We start from the raw sequence: 20,994 nt of genomic DNA, 5'->3' as shown, positions 1-20,994 counted from the left end.
AGATGTCCCGATACCTTGCCATTGGCGTGGCAGCCATCATGGTTGCCGGCTGCGGTAGTTCCGGCAAGAAAGAGCTGCCGCCGGCGGAGCTGGAAAAATTTACCGCCGAGGTTGAGCTGGAGCGGAGCTGGAAACGCAATATCGGCGTGGGTCAGGGTGATCTGTACAACAATCTCAAGCCGACGCTGGATGGCCTGACACTGTATGCTGCCGACGCCAAGGGCCGTGTCATTGCCATGGACCGGGACGATGGCTCGGTACGCTGGCAGACCAAGCTGGATGAACGCACCTCTGGTGCGGTCGGCGCCGGTGGCGGTCGCGTATTCGTCGGTACGCTGGATGGCGAAGTGATCGTTCTCGATGAAGAGGATGGCAGTGAGTTGTGGCGTGCCGAAGTGAGCAGCGAAGTGCTCGCGCCGCCGCAAACCAATGGCGACGTGGTCGTGGTACAGACGCAGGATGACAACATTGTCGCGCTGGACATCTCTGATGGTGATCGCCGCTGGCTGTACGAATCGAGTCTGCCAGTCCTGACCGTGCGTGGGCATGCCACGCCAGTTGTCAGCTTGCAGCAGGTCTATGCGGGCCTCGCCAGCGGCAAGGTAGTGTCGCTGGCAGCCGAAAATGGCGTGCCGATCTGGGAGCAGCGTATAGCGCAGCCCCAGGGCCGTTCGGAACTGGAACGCATGGTCGATATAGACGGCGATCTGCTGCTGGATGACCGGACACTGTACGTTGCAGCGTTCCAGGGCAATCTGGCTGCGTTGAATGCTGAAACGGGCGAGCCGCTGTGGCAGCAGCCTGCTTCCAGCTACGGCGGCCCGGGTGTTGGCTTCGGCAGTGTCTATCTCAGTCACTCCGATGGAGCCGTCGAAGCATTTGATGCCAACCGTCCGCGTACGCTGTGGCGCAACGAGGATCTGCTGCGCCGGAAGCTGACTGCGCCGGTTGCTTTCAGTAGCTACGTGGCGGTCGCCGACTACGAAGGTTATGTGCACCTGCTGGCCCAGACGGATGGTCGGCTGGTCGGCCGGATACGCGTTGACCGCAAGGGCGTGCGGGTAGCACCTGTTGTTCAGGGCGACACGCTCTACGTTTATGGCAACAGCGGTGATCTGGTCGCGCTCAAACTGCGCTGATCACAAAAAAGGTTATACTTTCCCGGCCGTTGCCCATTAGGGGGCAGCGGCCGTTTTGTTTTTGTCGGCACGCCAGGCGTGCGCGGAGTAATCATGGTTCCTGTAATCGCTCTGGTGGGGCGTCCCAACGTCGGAAAATCCACTCTGTTCAACCGTCTGACCAAAAGCCGTGACGCTATCGTCGCTGATATGTCCGGGCTTACCCGCGATCGCCAGTATGGCGAAGCTGTCTGGCAGGGCAAGAAGTTCATCGTGGTGGATACTGGTGGTATCAGTGGCGACGAGCAGGGCATCGATACTGTCATGGCCGGGCAGTCATTGCTGGCTATTGAAGAAGCTGATGCAGTGCTGTTTCTGGTCGATGCGCAGGCTGGTCGTACCGCCGCTGACGAAATGATCGCAGAGCACCTGCGCAAGCGGGACAAGCACACCTTTCTGATCGCCAACAAGCTGGATGGCGCGCAACAGGACTCCATTGTCGGCGAGTTCTCCTCCCTGGGCCTGGGAGCGCCTATTGCGATCGCAGCCGCGCATAATCGCAACATCAACCCCATGCTGGAAGCCGTATTCGGTGATGAGGGCGTTATCGGTACCGAGCTTGATGAAAACGGCGAGCCGCTAACGCCGCGCGTAATCAAGCCGATAGGGACCAAGATTGCCATTATCGGGCGGCCTAACGTCGGCAAGTCGACGCTGGTCAATCGAATGCTGGGCGAGGACCGAGTGGTCGTATTCGACCAGGCAGGGACGACCCGCGACACTATCTATATCCCGTATCACCGGCACGACAAGCCATACACCCTGATTGATACAGCGGGGGTGCGACGTCGCGGCAAGGTGTTCGAGGCGGTCGAGAAGTTCTCGGTGATCAAGGCTTTGCAGGCCATTGAAGATGCCAACGTAGTGATCTTCGTGGTGGATGCGCGCGAAGGCATAGTCGATCAGGATCTGCATCTGCTCGGTTTCGTGCTTGAGGCGGGGCGTGCACTGGTCGTCGCGGTCAACAAGTGGGACGGGATGGATGAAAGCGAGAAGGACTACGTCAAGATCGAGCTGCAGCGTCGGCTGATCTTCACTCAGTTTGCTGATCTGCACTTCATCTCGGCCTTGCATGGCAGTGGCGTGGGTCTGCTCTACAAGTCGGTGGACAAGGCCTACGAAAGCGCCATGACCAAGATCCCGACCAAGCGCATGACCGAAATCCTGGAAGCCGCCGTGGCAGAGCATCAGCCACCCTTGGTCAACGGTCGCCGGATCAAGCTGCGTTATGCGCACCTCGGTGGTTCGAATCCGCCGATCATCGTTGTTCATGGCAATCAGGTCGACGCTGTTCCGCGCTCCTACACTCGCTACCTGGAAAACACCTTCCGTAAAGTGCTGAAGCTTGCGGGCACGCCGATTCGGGTGGAATACAAAGGCGGCGATAATCCCTTCGCTGATCGCAAGAACGCACTGAGTGAGCGCCAGGTCAACAAGAAACGCCGTCTGATGAGTCACCACAAGAAAGCCGAGAAAAAGCGCAAGGACAAGCGCTAACGCGATGCAGGGTTTCCTGGTTGTTGGGCGTTTGCTCATCGACGGGCCCTGTAGCAGCTGAAAGCTCGGCGTAGCGCAGGCGCGCTACACCCCCAGGGGGCGCAGCGTGGCACGTGAAGGCTTCCCCAGGGCTGCCGAGGGCCTGCTCAACGACGGGCCCTGTAGCACAGCTGAAAACTCGGCGTAGCGCAGGCGCGCTACACCCCCAGGAGCCGCTTGTGATGTGCGGGGTTGCCTGGGGTTGTTGAGCGCCTGCTCAACGACAGCTCCGCCGCAGCTGAGGAACCCGACCTAGCGCAGGTGTGCTTCAGGCCGCTTGCCTTGCCGCTTCGCCCAGTGCGCGGTTCAGTGCGCTAAGCAGCGCGCGGAAGCTTGCAGTGGTCAGGTTCTCGTCGATACCCACACCGTGCAGGGGTCGGCCGTTATCCAGACGTATTTCCACATAGGCTGCGGCCTTGGCGTTGGTGCCTGAACCGATGGCGTGCTCGTGGTAGTCCATGATCTCTACCTGATCAGGCAGGCCGGCCACCAAAGCTTCCAGAGGACCTTTGCCCAAGCCTCGCCAATGTTGGGTTTCCCCTTCGTTGAGTATTTCCACATCCACCGCGCTGGTGCCGTTCTCCTCCTGCAGGCGATGGCGGATCAGTGCGTAGGGCGTGCTGGCTTGCAGATATTCCTGATCAAGCAACTGGTAGATCTGGTTGGCGGTCATTTCCAGCCCGAGGCGATCGGTTTCACGCTGCACCACTTGACTGAACTCGATCTGCATGCGGCGGGGCAGGCTGATGCCATACTCCTGCTCGAGCAGATAGGTAATCCCGCCCTTGCCTGACTGGCTGTTGACCCGGATAACTGCTTCATAGCTGCGGCCGATGTCCGCCGGGTCGATGGGCAGATATGGGACCGACCAGATACCATCAGGATCCTGCTGGGCGAAGCCCTTGCGGATCGCGTCCTGATGCGATCCGGAAAACGCGGTATGCACCAGATCACCCACATACGGATGGCGCGGATGCACCGGCAACTGATTGCACTCCTCGACTACCTTGCGCACTGCATCGATATCGGAGAAGTCCAGCCCCGGATGCACGCCCTGGGTATACATGTTCAGGGCGACGGTCACCAGATCCACGTTGCCGGTACGCTCGCCGTTGCCGAACAGGCAACCCTCAACCCGATCCGCTCCGGCCATCAGGCCAAGCTCGGTAGCGGCCACGCCCGTGCCGCGATCATTATGCGTGTGCAAACTGATCAGTACGCTGTCACGCCGATTGATATGCCGCCCGAACCATTCGATCTGGTCAGCATAGATATTCGGTGTTGCAGCTTCGATGGTGGCCGGAAGGTTGAGGATCAGTTTGTTCTCAGGGGTGGGCTGGAATACATCAATCACAGCGTTGCATACCTCCACCGCAAAGTCGGTTTCGGTGGAACTGAACACTTCCGGTGAGTACTCGAAGCGCCAATCAGTCTCGGGGCGCTCCGCGGCAAGCCGGGTGATGATTTGCGCTGCGCTGACCGCAATATCCACTACGCCAGCCTTGTCCTGGTTGAAGACAATGCGGCGGAAGCTGGGCGCAGTGGCGTTGTAATAGTGAATAATCGCGCGCTTGGCGTCCTTGACCGAATCAAAGGTGCGCTCAATCAGGTCCTCGCGGGCCTGGGTCAATACCTGGATGGTCACGTCATCTGGAATATGGCCGCCTTCGATGAGCTCACGTACGAAGTCAAAATCAGTCTGTGAGGCAGACGGAAATCCGACCTCGATTTCCTTGATGCCCACCTGCACCAGCGTCTTGAAGAAGCGCATCTTCTTGTCGGCGTCCATCGGCTCGATAAGCGACTGGTTGCCGTCGCGTAAATCCGAGCTCAACCAGATAGGTGCTTCGGTAATGGTGCGCGATGGCCACTGGCGGTCCGGGATGTCCGGGGTCGGAAAGGCACGGTAGCGGCTGGATGGGTTATCGATCATTGGCATCTTGTGAATCCTGTTCGGGTTTGGCCTTTTGGGCCTGAAAAATAAGAAGGCAACGCTGGGTAAGTCGGTGTGTCAGGTACGCAGTCGTGCACTGACCAGACGAAGGCAGGCGTATTGGCGCAAGGTGAAGCGGACAGTTGATGTTTGCATGGATGAAACACTACCGAGGGGGATGATATATGGCAAGCCAGTCATGAATAACGCTGGTTTCCAGCCTTATACATTGGTTTTTGGCAATAATATTGCAAAGCGTGGCCTGTATCGTTGCGAGGATGGCGCAGCTCTGAAAGGGTCTGAGAGCAAAGGCTCAGACCGGGTATCTCAGGTGCCCAGCGACGTCACCCCGGGTTCGGACTCTGCGTTAGCCGCGCTCGGCAGGCGAATATCTCGGAGATCGCGCAGGTCCATGCCGCTGGGGTGCTGATACACGCGCAGCCCGAACTCCGGCAGGATGGCAAACAGGTGGTCGAAGATATCCGACTGGATGCCTTCATAGACGCCCCATGAGACCGTATTGGTAAAGCAGTAAATCTCCAGCGGCAAGCCATCGGCCGTCGGGTTCATTTGCCGCACCATCAATGTCATGTGCTGATGAATGCCGGGATGGCTGCGCAAATACCGCTCGACATAGGCGCGGAAGGTGCCGATGTTGGTGATCCGGCGGGTATTGACCGGCTCCTTGCCCTGCTCAAGCAACTCCTTGTTCCAAGCCTCGATCTCGTCCTGTTTTCCGTTGAGATATTCTTTCAGCAGCCGGAAGCGCCGCAGGTGGCTGGTTTCATCACTGTCGAGGAAATGAACACTTTGCTGGTCCAGCATGATGCTGCGCTTGATGCGCCGGCCGCCGCTTTCCTGCATGCCGCGCCAGTTCTTGAATGGCTCGCTGATCAGCCGTTTGGTAGGAATAGTGGTTATCGTTTTGTCCCAGTTCTGCACCTTGACGGTATGTAGTGCGATATCGATCACATCGCCGTCGGCGCTGAGCGCGGGCATTTCGATCCAGTCACCGACGCGCAGAATATCGTTGGAGCTGATCTGCACGCTGGCGACCAACGAGAGCAAGGTGTCCTGGAAGATCAGCATGAGGACCGCAGCCATTGCCCCCAGACCCGACAGCAGGATGAGCGGTGAACGGTCAATCAAGGTGGCGATCATCAGAATGGTCGCAAGTGCATAAATCACGATATTGACGATCTGCACGTAACCCTTGACTGGCTTGAGATGCGCCTTGGGCCGCCTTTCGTAGATCGTGTTTATCAATGTCAGTGTATTGGTAATGGCCAATGCGATGGTGAGGATGATGAACGCACTGCACACGTTACGTACCACGATGACCACGACTTCCGGCATGCCCGGAACCAGTCCGATCCCGACAGACAGGATGATGGCTGGCACGACGTTGGCGAGTCGAGAGATGACATGTGACTGGCGCACTTCGGAGGAGCCACTGCCCAGGGGCGTCGCTCTGATCAGGCGCAGCAGGCCGCGGATCAGGACTTTCTTGACGATCCAGTTGGCTATCCAGGCGGCCAGGATAAGTAGCCCCAACGCAATCACTGTGTACAGGTAGGGGTAGTGCTCAAGCCATTCCTGGGCATCGGTATAAAGATCGATCATGGTGCTCTCGTTAGAATCAGTGACAATGGTGATGTTGAATAACCCGAACAGGGCTCAGGGCGTGAAAGCGCCAATGAATATTGCCGGGTCGACCCGGACATTGTTCAGGCTGACGTTCCAGTGAAGATGGGGGCCGGTGGCGCGCCCGGTTGCACCGACCTTGCCGACCTTTGCGCCACGCGCCAATTCATCGCCTACTTGCACATCGATGGCAGACAGATGACAGACCATGCTTATGAGCCCCTGGCCGTGGTCAACGAAGACGGTTTTGCCGTTAAAGAAATAGTCGCCAACAAGGATAACCTTGCCCGCCGCAGGCGTTTTGATCGGCGTGCCGGCAGGCGCAGCGAAATCCAGACCTGAATGCGGATTGCGTTCCTCCCCGTTGAAGAAGCGACGCAAGCCGAATGCGCTGGACAGCCGTCCCTCAACCGGCCGGTCGAACAGAAGATTGCTCGGCTGCCGTGGGCTGAAGGTCTGGTAGGCGCTGGTCTGTTCCACCAGCTCCCGCTGGATGCGCTTGAGCCGTGCGGCATCAGGTGTCACCTGTTGCTGATTCTTCAGCGTGATGTGTTGGGATTCATATTCTCTGGTCTCGACCTTGAACGGCACGCGGACGCCGTCCGCCAGGACAATGTGCTCGGTGCCCGCAGAGACGCTTAGCGGAATGCCCGCGATGGCAATCCAGCGCGAGCCGTCCTCCCGAACGACCAGCAGCGGATTGTCGCGATACCTGGCACGGGGCGCCTGTGGCTGTTCCGGCAGTTCGATGACGGCTACGCCCCCGGGCACCGGTTTGTTGAGCAGCCGGGTAAGGAAGCCATCAGCCAAAGCGGAAAGGCTCAGGCAACTTAATAAACACAGAAGGATCAGTTGGCGAATCATGTTCAGTCTAATAGGGGAAGTGTGTGTGGCTCGGATGAGTCTGATTCGACCCGAAGCGCGAGTCGCCCGTCGCTGAGGCGAGCTTCAAGGCGCTGTCCCGGCCGTGCATCAGTGTGACTGCGCACGGCGCGGCCCTGCTGATCAAGCAAAATACTGTAGCCGCGTCCAAGCGTGGCCAATGGACTGACCAGATGCAAGGTCTGGCCGAGATTGCCGAGTCGCTGACGACGCGCCTCAAGCGATTGGTGCATGGCCCGCGGCAGGCGTTGATCCAGATGCTCTAATTGCTGGCGCAGCAATACAAGCGTCTGGCCCGGGTGCTGCGCCTGCAGCCGCCCTTGCAGGCGCTCGAATCGTTGCGTGAAACGCAATTGCTGCTGCATCTGTGCGCGGCGCAGACGCAGCTCCAGGTCGTCCAGCTTTTGCGCCTGCTGCGCGAGCCGCTCGCCAGGATGGCGCAATCGCTTGCGCAGGTTATCCAGAGCCGCTTGCTCACGACCCAGGTGGGCGCGCATGCATTGGCGCAGCTGGCGCTGTACGCGTTCAAGTTGCAACAGCATCGCCTGTTGATCGGGGCTCAGCAGTTCAGCAGCGGCCGAAGGGGTTGGAGCCCGCACGTCAGCGACAAAGTCACTGATGGATACATCTGTTTCGTGTCCGACAGCGCAGACTGTCGGCGTAACGCAGGCATGCAGCGCACGGGCAACAGTCTCCTCGTTGAACGGCCAGAGATCTTCCAGCGAGCCGCCGCCGCGGGCCATGATCAATGCATCGAAACCGCTACGGTCGGCCAGCTGGAGGGCTCTGACAATTTGTGGTGCGGCGTCGCGGCCCTGCACGGGTGTCGGTACCACTACCAGCTCCACGAAGGGCGCACGGCGACCGAACACACTAATGATGTCGCGCACGGCAGCACCACTGGGCGAGGTAATGACCCCGATGCGCCGTGGGTGGGTCGGCAATGCCCGCTTGCTGGCAGCATCGAATAACCCCTCGGCCTGCAGTTTGGCCTTGAGCGCTTCAAACGCCTGGCGTAACGCGCCGTCTCCGGCCGGCTCGATACTGTCGAGGATCAGCTGATAGTCGCCGCGCCCCTCATAGAGGCTTACGCGGCCGCGGGCGCGGATCAGCAGCCCGTCGCGCAGATCCAGGCGAACCCGCGCTGCATGCTGGCGAAACAAGGCGCAGCGCACCTGAGCCTTGCTATCCTTCAGGGTGAAGTACATGTGCCCCGAGGACGGGCGCGATAGGTTGGACAGCTCGCCTTCGACCCAGATACGCGGAAATACCTCTTCCAGCAGGCCGCGCGCACGCGCGTTGAGCTGGCTGACGGTGAGGACTTCGCGCTCGGTATTCAGGCGCTGGAAAATGGCATTGTCATTCATCGGTGCATCTTAACGCGTGTTAACGCCTGAACACAGCGGCTGACGCGCGCGCGGCCAAGCATCAGCAGTCCTAGGGTCTGTTGCCGTTTCATCGCGGCCGCGACGGAGGCCCGTTTGGTGCAGAACAAGGCGCGAGGAGTGAAGTTGGTTGTTCCAAATGAGCGACGAGTAACGCAGTGCTGCGCTAAACGGGCCCCGTCCCTACGGGTGGGGCCGCCTAGGTTGCGCGCCAAATGACGCCATGCGGCGTTGCGGGACTTGGCAAGGGAACAACCATTACCTGCGTCCCGCGCCTTGCGGAACGCCGCCCGGCCTGGCGTCATTTGACACAGCAACGCGGCTCGCGATGAAACGGCAACTGATCCTAGGATTAAATCGTCTGCCTGAGTGATTCCAATTGAGTGCCACCCAGCTGATAGGTATAATGACGCGCTTCCATTTTTCCCGCTCGGGAGCCTCCGTTATGCTGCGAATAAGCCAAGAAGCCCTTACCTTCGATGACGTTCTGTTGGTGCCAGGTTATTCTGAAGTACTGCCCAATGATGTCAGCCTCAAGACCCGGCTTACCCGGCGTATCGAACTGAATATTCCGCTGCTGTCTGCTGCCATGGATACCGTGACCGAAGCCCGGTTGGCGATTGCCATGGCCCAGGAAGGAGGCATGGGAATCATCCACAAGAACATGACGATTGACCAGCAGGCTGCTGAAGTTCGCAAGGTCAAGAAATACGAGTCGGGCGTGGTCAAGGACCCGATTACCATCGACGCCAGTGCCACGGTGGGTGATCTGATCGAACTGACTCGCCAGCACAGCTTCTCTGGCGTGCCGGTACTGTCCAACGGCGGCCTGGTGGGTATTGTTACCGCCCGCGACGTGCGCTTCGAAACGCGTATGGATGCGTTGATCAGCGACGTCATGACGCCCCAGGACAAACTGGTAACGGTCAAGGAGGGCGTCAGCGCCGCCGAGGTGCGCGAACTGCTGCACCGTCACCGGATCGAGAAGGTCCTGATCGTCGATGACGCTTTCCATCTCAAGGGCATGATGACCGTCAAGGACATCGAAAAAGCCCGCGCCTATCCCAACGCTGCCAAGGACGATCAGGGTCGCCTGCTGGTCGGAGCCGCGGTTGGCACTGGTCAGGAAACGGCTGACCGCGTAACGGCACTGGTCGCAGCCGGGGTCGATGTGGTGGTGGTCGACACTGCCCACGGCCACTCCAAAGGGGTGATTGACCGCGTTCGCTGGGTAAAGCAGAACTTCCCGGATATCCAGGTAATCGGCGGCAACATTGCAACCGGCGCGGCTGCATTGGCGCTGGCTGAAGCGGGTGCCGATGCGGTCAAGGTTGGTATTGGCCCGGGCTCCATCTGCACTACCCGTATTGTGGCGGGCGTCGGTGTGCCGCAAATCTCGGCGATTGCCGACGTCGCTGCGGCGTTGAAGGATACCGACATTCCTTTGATTGCAGACGGAGGCATTCGTTTTTCAGGTGATCTGTCCAAAGCCATCGCCGCCGGCGCTTCCATAGTGATGATGGGCTCGATGTTCGCTGGCACCGAGGAGGCTCCCGGCGAAATCGAGCTGTTCCAGGGCCGCTCCTACAAGGCGTATCGCGGCATGGGCTCGATGGGCGCCATGGCTCAGAGTCAGGGATCATCCGACCGCTACTTCCAGGATTCCAGCGCCGGCGCAGAGAAGCTTGTCCCCGAGGGCATTGAAGGTCGTGTGCCGTACAAGGGATCACTTGGCGCCATCATCCATCAGTTGATGGGCGGGCTGCGTGCGTCCATGGGCTACACTGGCAGCGCCTCGATCCTGGAGATGCGCAGCAAGCCGGAGTTTGTCCGGATCACTGGAGCGGGCATGAGCGAATCCCACGTGCACGACGTGCAGATCACCAAGGAAGCGCCCAATTACCGGGTGAGTTGATTGAACTGATCCTGCCCGCGTTCAGCGCTGCGGCAGGCTCGCCTGAGTTTCCAGCAAATAAAGGTGCCGGAAGCGGGCGGCGGGATGCGAAGTCACTTCGCCGTCCCGCTACCGGCTTCCGGCTTTTGGCTACACGCTCTTTCCGAAGGAAAGCACATGATTCACGATATTCACGCGCACCGGATCCTGATCCTCGATTTCGGCTCACAGTACACTCAGTTGATCGCCCGCCGCGTACGCGAGATCGGTGTCTACTGCGAAATTCGCGCATGGGATATGGACGAAGCGGATATTCGTGCTTACGCCCCCAAAGGCATCATCCTGGCTGGCGGACCGGAATCCGTGCCGAACGAGGGCTCACCACGTGCGCCAGAAGTGGTATATGAACTGGGCGTGCCAGTATTGGGCATTTGCTACGGCATGCAGACCATGGCTGCGCAGCTCGGCGGTAGCGTCAAGGGTTCTGACAAGCAGGAATTCGGCTATGCGCGGGTGGATATCGTCGGCAAGAGTGCGCTGCTGGACGGTATAGAGGATCACGTCGACGCCGATGGCATGTTCGGGCTGGACGTGTGGATGAGCCATGGCGATAAGGTAATGGACCTGCCTGAGGGCTTTCATATCATCGCCAGCACGCCCAGTTGCCCGATCGCGGCAATGGGCGATGAGAGCAGACACTTCTACGGCGTGCAATTTCACCCTGAAGTAACCCACACCAAGCAGGGCTTGCGTCTGATGTCGCGCTTCCTGCTGGAACTGTGCGGCTGCGAAGCGCTCTGGACGCCGTCCAACATTGTCGAGGACGCCATCGCTACAGTGCGCGATCAGGTCGGCGACGCCAAGGTGCTGCTGGGGCTTTCCGGTGGCGTGGATTCCTCAGTCGTCGCTGCCTTGTTGCATCAGGCTATCGGTGATCAGCTTACCTGCGTATTCGTTGACAACGGTCTGCTGCGCCTGCACGAGGGTGATCAGGTGATGGCCATGTTCGCCGAGAACATGGGTGTGAAGGTGATTCGTGTTGATGCCGAGGATATGTTCTTGTCCAGGCTGCTGGGCGTGACGGATCCTGAAGAGAAACGCAAGATCATTGGCCGCAGCTTCATCGAGGTATTCGATGAGGAAGCGACGAAGCTGGAAGGTATACGCTTCCTGGCCCAGGGCACTATCTATCCGGATGTGATCGAGTCGGCCGGCGCCAAGACAGGCAAGGCCCACGTGATCAAATCTCACCACAACGTGGGCGGCTTGCCGGACGACATGGCATTTGATCTGGTTGAGCCGCTGCGTGAGCTGTTCAAGGATGAAGTGCGCAAGATCGGTCTGGAGCTTGGGCTGCCCTACGATATGGTCTACCGTCATCCGTTCCCCGGGCCCGGTCTGGGCGTGCGGATTCTGGCGGAAGTGCGCAAGGAGTATGCCGAGATTCTGCGGCGTGCCGATCACATCTTCATCGAAGAGCTGCGCAGGGCTGACCTCTACCAGAAGACCAGCCAGGCGTTCGCAGTGTTCCTGCCAGTGCGCTCGGTCGGAGTCGTTGGCGATGGTCGTCGTTACGAATGGGTCATTGCGCTGCGCGCGGTGGAAACCATCGATTTCATGACGGCGCGCTGGGCACATCTGCCCTACGAGTTCCTTGAACTGGTATCCAACCGCATTATCAACGAGATCAGCGGCGTATCGCGGGTTACCTACGATATCTCCAGCAAGCCGCCGGCGACTATCGAGTGGGAATGATGTTGGCGTGACGGACTTGGTCTAGAGAGTCCGGAGAGCCCCGCTTTTACAAGCGGGGTTTTTGTATGTGCTGCTGGAGGCCGCTGCGAGGTGTCTTACTGGCTAGGCTGTTTGTCTCGCGCCTGCAGCACCTGCAGCACCTGCAGCACCTGCAGTGTCCAGGGTAGCAATTCGGCGACGAGCTTTTCGCTGGCTTGACCGTATGCGGCGACCACGCCGGGCAGCTGCTCGTTTTTCAGAGTCTGGCGGGTAACGAATGTCCGGTCCGAGAGCACCCGCAGCGTGCCAGCTTCCACCAGGCGTGCGTCGAGCTCGATAACTACTTCCGTGCCGTCAGCGTATACCACCTGAAAGCGGCGCAGATTACTGCTCAGGTGTACGTCGGCGTGCAGTCCGTGCTCGTCGGTACTCACCGTAGCGATACCGCCATGCTGATTGAATGACTGGGCGATGTATTCACGCAGCAGGGCCGGAGAGGGGTCGGACCAGCGAGCGCCCTTGTAGGTTTTCAACTCGTGCCCGTCAGGATTGACCAGAATACGCGGGCCGGCCAGAGCAAAGCCGGTCAGCGGCGTGTTGATCCGCAGTGACAAGGGTATCGCTTCACCAGAGTCTGCGGTGTGCATTGGCGGCGCTGGAAACTGGTATACCGTCACGGGTTCGGATTCAGGCAGCACGGTGCAGGCGCCGAGCCACAGCAGGCCGCCGATCAGCGTGCTGGTGCCAAGCAGGCGAGAAAGCATGTTCACGGTTCGAACTCCTCAAGCGAGTCGCGACCCAGAATGAAACGGGTCGGGTTGTCTTCGAGTCGACGAGTTATATTGCGCAGCGACGACAGGCTGCCGCGTAGCTCGCTGATCGCCGGTTCCAGCTGGCCGAGCCCGCGCATGCCATTGGCAAACGCCTCGCTATTCTCGGTCAGCATGTTCTCCAGCACCGCGCTGGTACGTGCTATCGAGTTCAATGCCTGGTCGGCGCCATCGAGGGTTCTGCTGCCTTGTTCGGTGAGTAGCGTGTTGGCATTGCTCATTAGCTGGTCGGTCTGCTCGAGGGTTAGGGTTGCCTGGGCGCTGACCTTGGTCAGCTCGGCCAACAAGGACTCAAGGTCTTCGCCCTGACCGGCAATCACGCCGGTGGCGCGCTCGATTGAAGCGAGTGTATTGCCGATGCGCTCGACGTTCTCCTCGGAGAGAATGTCGCGGGCGCTGGCGACGAGCTGGTTGATATTGGTCATCAGGTCTTCGCCGTTGGCCAGCAGTGTCGAGATAGGCGAGGGCGACGCGACAATCACTGGCGGCTCGCCGTTCGGGGCGCGCAATGGTGGGCTTTCGGGCGTGCCCTGGCTAAGTTCGATAACGGAAGTGCCGGTGATGCCGGTAAGCTGCAGGCGTGCCTGGGTATCCTGCTTGATCGGAACATCCGGTTCGACCCGGATATTCGCCAATACCTTGCGCGGATCCTCTGGATCCAGGCGCAACCGGGTGATATCCCCGATGCGGATGCCGCTGTATTGCACTGCGCTGCCGGTGGACAGTCCTGTCACCGTTTCGTTGAAGATGACCACATATTCCTTGTAAGCTCGGCTGGAGCTGGCGTTGCTCAACCAGATGGCGAAGACGATAGCTGCCGCTGCGGCAAGCAGGGTAAAGAGTCCGATCAGTACATGATGCGCGCGGGTTTCCATCAATCTCACTCCGGTTGCTGGGGCAGGCTGGCAGCGTTTGCCGCGGACCGACCGCGAGGGCCATGAAAGTAATCCTGAATCCAGGGGTTGTCGGTGGCGGCTACGCGGTTCAGGCGATCAGCTACCAGCACTCGCCGTTCTGACAGCACCGCTACGCGATCGCATATCGCATACAGCGTGTCCAGGTCGTGGGTGACCAGAAATACGCTAAGGCCCATCGCGTCGCGCAGTGTCCTGATCAGCTGATCAAAGGCGGCGGCGCCAATCGGATCGAGCCCCGCCGTGGGTTCGTCCAGAAACAGGATGTCCGGATCCAGAGCCAGCGCACGGGCCAGCGCGGCGCGTTTGATCATGCCGCCTGACAATTCAGACGGGGATTTGCTCCCTGCGTTCGGCGGCAAGCCAGCCAGCGCGAGTTTCATGCATGCCAGATGTTCGGCGTCTTCTCTGCTCAGGCCGGTATGTTCGATCAATGGCAGGGCGACATTTTCGCTGACGGTCAAGGACGAGAACAGTGCGCCGCGCTGGAACAGCACGCCGAAACGCTGCTCCAGACGCGAGCGTTGCTCGGCATCGAGCCGGGCAAGGTCCTGCCCGAAGACCTTGACGCTGCCAGCATCCGGCGGTTTGAGTCCGATGATCGAACGTAACAGTACCGACTTGCCGGTTCCGGAGCCGCCTATCACGCCGATGATCTCGCCGCGGTGAATATCCAGGTCGAGATTCTCATGGATAACCTGGCTACCGAACCGGTTAACCAGGCCGCGTACTTCCACCAGCGGTGTGTGATGTTCGTGGCTCACCAGCCCATCTCCATGTAGAAAAGGGCGGCCATGGCATCTACCAGAATCACCACAAAGATGCATTGCACGACCGCAGAGGTCGTATGTTCGCCGACCGACTCCGCGCTACCGCTGACCTTGAACCCTTCATGGCAGCCGATGATCGCGATGAGGAAGGCGAACACCGGCGCCTTGGCCATGCCGAGCACAAAGTGCTGCATGTCGACGTTCTGCTGCAGAATGCCGATAAACATGATGGGTGATATATCCAGTGCCAGAGCACAGACCATGCCGCCGCCGAACAATCCCGACAGGATGGCGATAAAGGTCAAGGCTGGCATGGCAACCAGTAATGCCAGTACCCGCGGTATCACCAGCAGGTCGAGCGGGTTCAAGCCCAGTGCGCGGATGGCGTCGATCTCCTCGTTCGCCTTCATCGAGCCGATCTGGGCGGTAAAGGCGCTGGCCGTGCGACCAGCCATGAGGATAGCCGTCAGCAGCACACCGAACTCACGTAGAAAGGAAAAGGCGACCAGATCGACCGTGAAAATACTCGCGCCGAACTCCGCCAGTACGGTGGCGCCGAGGAAGGCGATCACTGCGCCCACCATGAAACTCAGCAGGGCGACTATCGGTACGGCATTGAGCGCTGTCTGTTCAATCTGGGCCACGACCGCGGTGATTCGCCAGTTGCCAGGCTGCAGGAGATTGCGTGCGAGACCGGCTAGCGTCAGGCCGATAAAGCCGAGCAGTGAAATCAGGTGCTCCCAGAACAGAAGCATGCTCTTGCCCACCTGCGCGAGCATGTCGCCTAGTGCATTTCCGGGTGGTCGAGGTGCGCTCTCTGGAGCGAGGCTGCGGGCAATGCGACGTAGCAGGATGCGACGTTCTTCCGGCATGTTTGGCTGCTGTTCGGCAGCGGTTTCGAGTAATTCGCTACCCAACAACTCAGCCAGCAGCTGACCGCCGGCCGTGTCCAGCTCGCCCAGACCGCTGAGGTCGGCTCGCATGAGAGCGGTCTTGGCGCCGCCATGGCCTGCAATCAATTGGCGCAGCTCTGAGTAGTACTGCAAAGTCCAGTCGCCGGTGATGACCAGATGCAGCGCGTCGCCCGGGCAATGGGACAGAAAAGGATTTTCAGGGAGCGCCGGCATGTCAGGTTCCCGAGGTTAGCCCTGCACTGAGCGTGCAGGGGCAGCCGTTAGCGCTTGTGCTTGACGCCGTATTCTTCCGACAGCGTGCCGGGGCTGTCTTCCATTTTGGGAGCGTAGTCGCGCGGCGGCTCGAAGCTGTCAAACACCGGTTCAAGCCGTTCGCGTCTGCTGGTATGGATGGGATCGGAATCGTCCTCCAGCGCTGCGAGCAAGCGCTGGCGCGTCATTTCGTCAGGAGCGAGGTTAACCGCTCCCTGGGTCAGATGCGCTTGCATTTCCTGATGGCTACGGTTGAGTTTCGATACCAGGCTCGCGGTAGTATTGAAATGACTGGCGACTTCCTGCTGGTATTCCTCGAACCGCAGCTGCAAACCCTCAAGCTGGGCTTGAGTACCGGTTCCGCCGCTGCCGCCGACGCCTTTGGTCAGGCGGGCAATGACTACGCCAATCACGATGCCCAGCGCCAGGGAAATAAGTACTGCAATCCAGAGGTTTTCGTTTGGTTCCACCTTGGTTCCTCATTAAGTCGATCACTGCATGGGGTTACGGTAACGGCATTTGCACAACAAGGCTAGGGTCTGTTGCCGTTTCATCACGAGCCGCGTTGCTGTGTCAAATGGCGCCAGGCAAGGCGCGGGACGCAGGTAATGGTTGTTCCCTTGCCAAGTCCCGCAACGCTGCATGGCGTCATTTGCCACGCAACCCGAAGGGACGGGGTCCGTTTAGCGCAGCACTGCGTTACTCGTCGCTCACTTGGAACAACCAAATTTCACTCCTCGCGCCTTGTTCTGCACTAAACGGGCCTCCGTCGCGGCCGCGATGAAACGGCAACAGACCCTAGAGTCTGTTGATCTTTGTGTCGCGCGCGCCTGCGCCCGGGCAGCAGGCCTTTGTGCGGCAGATCTAATGAAGCGCCTGGTTGTACATTCGAGGCGCTTCCGGCGTGTATGTCAGCCGGACCACCTGATAGTCTTGTGAACATGCGACGCCATTTGATCGTAAACAGTCACGGGAGCGGGCCATGAGCCGAATAGCAGAACAAACCCAATTGATAGAAGGGCCCGCCGGCCCGCTTGAAATGCTGGTAAGTAAAGCAGAGAGTGCAGACAGGGTGGCCGTGATTTGTCATCCGCACCCTTTGCAGGGTGGCACCATGCAGAACAAGGTCGTACATACGTTGATGCGGGCAGCGCGCGATCAGGGCGCGAGTACCATTCGGTTCAACTTCCGTGGCGTCGGGAAAAGCGCTGGCGCGCATGCCGACGGCATCGGTGAGGTAGACGACTGCCTGGCGGTGATCGCCTGGGCGCGAGCCAATCTCGGCATGGACAAGCTTTGGCTGATGGGGTTCTCCTTTGGCGGCTACGTGGCTGCTGCGGCCGCCAGTCGATTGGATAGCTGGCCGGCGCGCCTGGTGTTGGTCGCCCCTTCGGTAGAAAAGCTGCCCTTTGACAAGTTGATGCCGCTGGCAGGGCCGGCCGCCGTCATGATGGGCGAGGCGGACGACGTGGTCGCGTCCTCCGCGGTATTCGAGCTGCTGGAAGGCAAGCCGGGCGTAGCCATGGAGCGCTTTGCTGATACCGGTCATTTCTTTCACGGTCGGCTGGTCGAGCTCAAGGAAGCGGTGGAGCTGTACTTACGTCAGATTGCCAACGCCGGATCTGACGGTTAGAGTATCGGCCCTCCCGGTATCCCAGTGGACCCAGCATGACGCCTCTTTCACGCTATCAGGCGGACCTCCAGCGTCCGGACTTCTTTCACGATCCTGCCCAGGAAAATGCCGTACGCCACTTGCAGCGGTTGTATGACGAACTGGTGGCCAAGGAGTCCGCCAGGCCGGGTTTGATCGGCAAGTTATTGGGCAAGAAGCCGGAGCCGGTGAAGGGGCTGTATTTCTGGGGCGGCGTAGGGCGCGGCAAGACTTACCTGGTAGATACCTTTTTTGATGCGCTGCCGTTCGAGCGCAAGATGCGCACGCATTTTCATCGTTTCATGCAGCGCGTTCACCATGAGCTGGATAAGCTCAAGGGTGAAAAGAATCCCCTTTCCCTGATTGCCAAACGCTTTGCTGATGAAGCACGGGTGATCTGTTTTGACGAATTCTTTGTGTCGGATATCACCGACGCAATGATCCTCGGGACCCTGATGGAGGAGTTGTTTCACAACGGCGTTACGCTGGTGGCAACCTCCAATATCGTACCTGACGGGTTGTACAAGAACGGCCTGCAGCGCGCTCGCTTTCTGCCTGCCATTGCTTTGTTGAACAGTCACACCGAAGTGGTGAATGTTGATAGTGGCGTGGATTATCGGCTGCGCGCTCTGGAGCAGGCGGAGCTCTACCATTGTCCTCTGGACGATCAGGCTGAAGCCAGTCTGCGTCGCAGTTTCGAAAGTCTGGTGCCGGAACTGGCTGATGTGGTCGAAGGGGAAACGCTCACTGTTATCAATCGGCCGGTGCAGTCGGTCCGGGTGGGTGATGATGTGGGCTGGTTCGAGTTCCGCGAGCTGTGCGACGGCCCCCGGAGCCAGAACGATTACATCGAGCTGGCGAAGATCTTTCACGCGGTATTGATAGCCAATGTCGAGCAGATGGATGTGTCCAAGAACGACATGGCGAGGCGCTTCATCAATATGGTTGACGAGTTCTACGACCGGAACGTGAAGCTGATCCTCTCCGCGGAGGTCGAGCTGAAAGACCTGTACACCGGTGGTCGACTCGAGTTTGAGTTCCAGCGCACCCTCAGCCGCTTGCTGGAAATGCAGTCCCACGAGTTCCTGTCGCGTCCGCATAAGCCGTAACTGAAAAGGCCACCTCAAAGGTGGCCTTTTCAATGGCGCAGGGTGTCGGCGTCTAGGGGGCAGGGTTGGGCTGGCTACGGTGGATAGCCGCTATGGCCTCGAGAATGGCATCAGACAGCCCCATATTGATGCTGCTCAGGTTGCGGTTGAGCTGGTCCATGTTGGTGGCGCCGATAATATTGCTGGTCACGAATGGCTGGCGTGTCACAAAGGCTAACGCCATTTGCGCCGGGTCCATTCCATGATCGCGTGCAAGCTGCACGTACCGAGCACAGGCGGATTGCGCTTCCGGATTGGTGTAGCGGATGAAACGGCTGAATTGCGTGAGCCGCGCCTTGTCTGGCCGCAGGCCGTTCAGGTATTTGCCGGTCAGGGTGCCAAAAGCCAGCGGGGAGTAAGCCAGCAAGCCGGTCTGTTCACGCATCGACATTTCCGCAAGGCCGACCTCGTAGCTGCGGTTGAGCAAGTTGTAAGGATTCTGGACCGATACGATGCGCGGCCAGCCGCGGGTTTCTGCCAGATGCAGGAATCGGCTGACACCCCAGGGCGTCTCGTTCGATACCCCGATGTGACGAATCTTGCCGGCCTGTACCATTTCATCCAGCACCTCCAGCGACTCTTCAATCGGAGTGAGCTGCTCGTCGAGGTCATGGCGATAGCCGAGATCGCCGAACATGTTGGTGCTGCGGTCTGGCCAGTGCAGCTGGTAGAGGTCAATGTAATCGGTATGCAATCGCTGCAGGCTGGCGTCCAGCGCTGCGGTAAGGTGCTCCCGGTTGAAACGTGTCTGGCCGCCGCGGATGTGGCGCATGTCCCGGTTCGGTCCGGCAATCTTGCTGGCGAGTATCCATTTGTCGCGATTTCCACGCTCGCGAAAATAGTTGCCGATGATGGTTTCGGTGGCCGTATAGGTTTCACCGCGTGGCGGGACGGGATACATCTCGGCGGTATCGATGAAATTAACGCCGGCATCGCGGGCGCGGTCGATCTGTGCGAATGCTTCTGACTGGGTATTCTGCTCACCCCAGGTCATGGTGCCCAGGCACAATGCACTGACTTTGAGGTGGCTGCGGCCGAGAGGGCGGTATTGCATGGGCGAGACTCCTGCTGCTGGCGAAAGCCTTTATTAGTACCACGGTTGGAAATAAAGGTTGAAATTTTTGCCTCCCTTGGCATAATGCCCGCCACTTTCGACAGGATGCCTAGCCTGTCGTGGTTTACAGCGCAGATGCCACCAGACCCACAGAGCCCCCACTGAGTGTCTGTCTAGGCTTTGTTGTCTTGTAAAAACACATTTCATTCTGTAAGATTCGCCCTCTTGTTTATTAGAGTGGCCTCTGAGGCTAGGATTAATGAAAACCTTTAGCGCCAAACCGGAAACCGTCAAACGTGATTGGTACGTAGTAGATGCCAGTGGGCTTACCCTGGGTCGTCTCGCTACCGAAATCGCTACACGTCTGCGCGGCAAGCACAAGCCCGAATACACCCCACACGTCGATACCGGTGATTACATCGTTGTCGTTAACGCCGAAAAGGTGCATGTGACCGGTAAAAAGGCTCAGGACAAGATCTACTACAGCCACTCCGGCTTCCCGGGTGGTATCAAGTCGATCAATTTTGAAAAGCTCATCAATCGTGCTCCCGAGCGCGTGATCGAGTCTGCCGTAAAAGGCATGTTGCCGAAAAACCCCTTGGGTCGTGCAATGTACCGCAAGATGAAAGTGTACAAAGGTGCAGCTCATCCGCATGCGGCTCAGCAGCCTCAAGAACTCAAGATTTAAGGGATCTCATTATGTCGGCAACACAAAACTACGGTACCGGCCGTCGTAAGACTGCCACTGCTCGGGTCTTCCTGCGTCCGGGTAACGGAAACATCTCCATCAACAGCCGCAGCATCGAGAACTTCTTCGGTCGCGAGACTGCGCGCATGGTCGTTCGTCAGCCACTTGAGCTGACCAATAGCACCGAGAAGTTTGATGTTTATGTCACCGTCAAGGGTGGCGGCAGCTCCGGTCAGGCCGGTGCGATTCGTCACGGCATTACTCGTGCATTGATGGAATATGACGAGACTCTGCGTGGCGAACTGCGCAAGGCTGGTTACGTGACTCGCGATGCCCGTGAAGTTGAACGTAAGAAAGTCGGTCTGCGTAAAGCACGTAAGCGTCCGCAATACTCCAAGCGTTAATTCCCGCGCTTGCGTCACCAGCGCCCGGTCTCCAAAAGGATGCCGGGCGTTGTTGTATCTGCGACATGGTGTCACGCGCCTGGGGCGCTGCATGTAAAAGCCCCGAATGACGCGCTCTGGCAGTGGGTTGCGCCGTAGAGTTGGGATGGATATCTCCTTGTCAAAAAAGGGCTTTTTCATTAC

At 59.1% G+C, this 20,994-nt stretch carries 18 protein-coding genes; 8 read left to right on the top strand and 10 right to left on the bottom strand.

Features of this window, described 5'->3' with window-relative positions:
* Positions 1-2: 2 nt before the first annotated feature.
* Both bamB and der read left to right on the top strand, forming a co-directional pair.
* Positions 3-1,139 (top strand): outer membrane protein assembly factor BamB, encoded by a 1,137-nt coding sequence (gene bamB / locus G3M63_RS00530; RefSeq protein WP_163984148.1) that lies wholly within the window; start codon positions 3-5, stop codon positions 1,137-1,139.
* 93 nt (positions 1,140-1,232) lie between these two features.
* On the top strand, positions 1,233-2,675 hold the full coding sequence (der, locus tag G3M63_RS00525) for a ribosome biogenesis GTPase Der (RefSeq protein ID WP_150299450.1): 1,443 nt from the start codon (positions 1,233-1,235) through the stop codon (positions 2,673-2,675).
* Positions 2,676-2,982: 307 nt separating this feature from the next.
* Here der and leuA read toward each other — a convergent pair whose 3' ends face one another.
* The 4 genes from leuA to xseA form a co-directional block, all read right to left on the bottom strand.
* Entirely contained in the window at positions 2,983-4,653 is a 1,671-nt protein-coding gene (gene leuA / locus G3M63_RS00520) for a 2-isopropylmalate synthase (protein WP_163981562.1), read from the bottom strand.
* A 321-nt stretch (positions 4,654-4,974) separates the two neighbouring features.
* Positions 4,975-6,270, bottom strand: coding sequence for a mechanosensitive ion channel family protein (locus tag G3M63_RS00515; RefSeq protein ID WP_163981561.1), 1,296 nt, complete (start codon positions 6,268-6,270; stop codon positions 4,975-4,977).
* 54 nt (positions 6,271-6,324) lie between these two features.
* Complete coding sequence (locus G3M63_RS00510; RefSeq protein ID WP_163981560.1) at positions 6,325-7,155, bottom strand: peptidoglycan DD-metalloendopeptidase family protein; 831 nt, start codon at positions 7,153-7,155, stop codon at positions 6,325-6,327.
* A gap of 2 nt (positions 7,156-7,157) precedes the next feature.
* Positions 7,158-8,540, bottom strand: a complete 1,383-nt coding sequence (gene xseA / locus G3M63_RS00505; protein WP_150299454.1) for an exodeoxyribonuclease VII large subunit — start codon at positions 8,538-8,540, stop codon at positions 7,158-7,160.
* 463 nt (positions 8,541-9,003) lie between these two features.
* On the opposite strand from xseA, the gene guaB reads away from it, so the two are divergent.
* Both guaB and guaA read left to right on the top strand, forming a co-directional pair.
* The gene (gene guaB / locus G3M63_RS00500) at positions 9,004-10,473 is read left to right on the top strand and encodes an IMP dehydrogenase (RefSeq protein WP_163981559.1); all 1,470 of its coding nucleotides are present in this window, start codon (positions 9,004-9,006) and stop codon (positions 10,471-10,473) included.
* A gap of 156 nt (positions 10,474-10,629) precedes the next feature.
* Positions 10,630-12,207, top strand: coding sequence for a glutamine-hydrolyzing GMP synthase (guaA, locus tag G3M63_RS00495; RefSeq protein WP_150299456.1), 1,578 nt, complete (start codon positions 10,630-10,632; stop codon positions 12,205-12,207).
* Positions 12,208-12,302: 95 nt separating this feature from the next.
* On the opposite strand, the gene G3M63_RS00490 is transcribed toward guaA, so the two are convergent.
* The 5 genes from G3M63_RS00490 to G3M63_RS00470 are packed head-to-tail and all read right to left on the bottom strand — an operon-like array spanning position 12,303 to position 16,336.
* Entirely contained in the window at positions 12,303-12,950 is a 648-nt protein-coding gene (locus tag G3M63_RS00490; protein ID WP_256669996.1) for an ABC-type transport auxiliary lipoprotein family protein, read from the bottom strand.
* A 2-nt stretch (positions 12,951-12,952) separates the two neighbouring features.
* Complete coding sequence (locus tag G3M63_RS00485) at positions 12,953-13,891, bottom strand: MlaD family protein (protein ID WP_163981557.1); 939 nt, start codon at positions 13,889-13,891, stop codon at positions 12,953-12,955.
* 5 nt (positions 13,892-13,896) lie between these two features.
* Positions 13,897-14,694 (bottom strand): ABC transporter ATP-binding protein, encoded by a 798-nt coding sequence (locus G3M63_RS00480; RefSeq protein WP_256669894.1) that lies wholly within the window; start codon positions 14,692-14,694, stop codon positions 13,897-13,899.
* Complete coding sequence (locus tag G3M63_RS00475; RefSeq protein ID WP_163981555.1) at positions 14,691-15,827, bottom strand: ABC transporter permease; 1,137 nt, start codon at positions 15,825-15,827, stop codon at positions 14,691-14,693. The genes G3M63_RS00480 and G3M63_RS00475 overlap by 4 nt, the downstream gene beginning before the upstream one ends.
* A 47-nt stretch (positions 15,828-15,874) precedes the next feature.
* Complete coding sequence (locus tag G3M63_RS00470) at positions 15,875-16,336, bottom strand: YhcB family protein (RefSeq protein WP_150299461.1); 462 nt, start codon at positions 16,334-16,336, stop codon at positions 15,875-15,877.
* Positions 16,337-16,848: 512 nt separating this feature from the next.
* On the opposite strand from G3M63_RS00470, the gene G3M63_RS00465 reads away from it, so the two are divergent.
* Positions 16,849-17,499, top strand: coding sequence for an alpha/beta hydrolase (locus tag G3M63_RS00465; protein ID WP_218573629.1), 651 nt, complete (start codon positions 16,849-16,851; stop codon positions 17,497-17,499).
* A gap of 35 nt (positions 17,500-17,534) precedes the next feature.
* Positions 17,535-18,626 (top strand): cell division protein ZapE, encoded by a 1,092-nt coding sequence (gene zapE, locus G3M63_RS00460; protein WP_163981554.1) that lies wholly within the window; start codon positions 17,535-17,537, stop codon positions 18,624-18,626.
* A gap of 52 nt (positions 18,627-18,678) precedes the next feature.
* Here zapE and G3M63_RS00455 read toward each other — a convergent pair whose 3' ends face one another.
* Entirely contained in the window at positions 18,679-19,719 is a 1,041-nt protein-coding gene (locus G3M63_RS00455; RefSeq protein WP_163981553.1) for an NADP(H)-dependent aldo-keto reductase, read from the bottom strand.
* 259 nt (positions 19,720-19,978) lie between these two features.
* Between G3M63_RS00455 and rplM the strand changes: the two genes are divergently transcribed.
* Positions 19,979-20,407: a 50S ribosomal protein L13 gene (gene rplM / locus G3M63_RS00450; protein WP_150299465.1), complete on the top strand. Its 429-nt coding sequence runs from the start codon at positions 19,979-19,981 to the stop codon at positions 20,405-20,407.
* An 11-nt stretch (positions 20,408-20,418) separates the two neighbouring features.
* The gene (gene rpsI, locus G3M63_RS00445; protein WP_150299466.1) at positions 20,419-20,811 is read left to right on the top strand and encodes a 30S ribosomal protein S9; all 393 of its coding nucleotides are present in this window, start codon (positions 20,419-20,421) and stop codon (positions 20,809-20,811) included.
* Positions 20,812-20,994 lie beyond the last annotated feature (183 nt).

The organism is Pseudomonas sp. OIL-1, from assembly GCF_010669185.1.
Taxonomy (GTDB): Bacteria; Pseudomonadota; Gammaproteobacteria; order Pseudomonadales; family Pseudomonadaceae; genus Halopseudomonas; species Halopseudomonas profundi.
This window is presented reverse-complemented; position numbering and strand designations above follow the sequence as displayed.

Coding starts and splice junctions, on each gene's coding strand:
- bamB (WP_163984148.1), top strand. CDS start 3: ATGTCCCGATACCTTGCCATTGGCGTGGCAGCCATCATGGTTGCCGGC.
- der (WP_150299450.1), top strand. CDS start 1,233: ATGGTTCCTGTAATCGCTCTGGTGGGGCGTCCCAACGTCGGAAAATCC.
- leuA (WP_163981562.1), bottom strand. CDS start 4,653: ATGCCAATGATCGATAACCCATCCAGCCGCTACCGTGCCTTTCCGACC.
- G3M63_RS00515 (WP_163981561.1), bottom strand. CDS start 6,270: ATGATCGATCTTTATACCGATGCCCAGGAATGGCTTGAGCACTACCCC.
- G3M63_RS00510 (WP_163981560.1), bottom strand. CDS start 7,155: ATGATTCGCCAACTGATCCTTCTGTGTTTATTAAGTTGCCTGAGCCTT.
- xseA (WP_150299454.1), bottom strand. CDS start 8,540: ATGAATGACAATGCCATTTTCCAGCGCCTGAATACCGAGCGCGAAGTC.
- guaB (WP_163981559.1), top strand. CDS start 9,004: ATGCTGCGAATAAGCCAAGAAGCCCTTACCTTCGATGACGTTCTGTTG.
- guaA (WP_150299456.1), top strand. CDS start 10,630: ATGATTCACGATATTCACGCGCACCGGATCCTGATCCTCGATTTCGGC.
- G3M63_RS00490 (WP_256669996.1), bottom strand. CDS start 12,950: ATGCTTTCTCGCCTGCTTGGCACCAGCACGCTGATCGGCGGCCTGCTG.
- G3M63_RS00485 (WP_163981557.1), bottom strand. CDS start 13,891: ATGGAAACCCGCGCGCATCATGTACTGATCGGACTCTTTACCCTGCTT.
- G3M63_RS00475 (WP_163981555.1), bottom strand. CDS start 15,827: ATGCCGGCGCTCCCTGAAAATCCTTTTCTGTCCCATTGCCCGGGCGAC.
- G3M63_RS00465 (WP_218573629.1), top strand. CDS start 16,849: ATGAGCCGAATAGCAGAACAAACCCAATTGATAGAAGGGCCCGCCGGC.
- zapE (WP_163981554.1), top strand. CDS start 17,535: ATGACGCCTCTTTCACGCTATCAGGCGGACCTCCAGCGTCCGGACTTC.
- G3M63_RS00455 (WP_163981553.1), bottom strand. CDS start 19,719: ATGCAATACCGCCCTCTCGGCCGCAGCCACCTCAAAGTCAGTGCATTG.
- rplM (WP_150299465.1), top strand. CDS start 19,979: ATGAAAACCTTTAGCGCCAAACCGGAAACCGTCAAACGTGATTGGTAC.
- rpsI (WP_150299466.1), top strand. CDS start 20,419: ATGTCGGCAACACAAAACTACGGTACCGGCCGTCGTAAGACTGCCACT.